Here is a 257-nt window from a genome sequence, read left to right as displayed (position 1 = left end):
ATCATCACCCGCTGACCATAACGGGGGGTCAGATCGAGCTTTTTGATACACTCGCGATACAGGGCCTGAATACGCTCTTTGCTTTCTTGGCTTAACACTGCGTATTACTCCCCAATGGACTGCCAGCCGCTGTTACGGTTAATCGGAAATGGATAACCATCAACATCGAGCACCAGGCCGGATGACGTTATGGATTGCAAAAACACCCCTGGCACAATCATGTCGCCTTCGTACCACTGCCGACCGTTCATCGATAC

At 51.0% G+C, this 257-nt stretch carries 1 protein-coding gene; it reads right to left on the bottom strand.

Annotated features, from left to right (window positions below; translation table 11 throughout):
* Nucleotides 1-104: 104 nt before the first annotated feature.
* Nucleotides 105-251 carry a general secretion pathway protein GspB gene (locus Q4563_RS23795; RefSeq protein ID WP_442903841.1) on the bottom strand — a complete coding sequence of 49 codons (147 nt, stop codon included), beginning with the start codon at nt 249-251 and terminating at the stop codon, nt 105-107.
* Between the last annotated feature and the right edge of the window lie 6 nt (nt 252-257).

It is taken from the genome of Gilvimarinus sp. 1_MG-2023 (genome assembly GCF_030548285.1).
Note: the sequence above shows the minus strand (reverse complement) of the source record. Positions and strands in the feature narration are given on the sequence as shown.

What these genes read in the sequence shown, in the direction of transcription:
- Q4563_RS23795 (WP_442903841.1), bottom strand. Translation starts at nt 251, where the DNA reads ATGAACGGTCGGCAGTGGTACGAAGGCGACATGATTGTGCCAGGGGTG.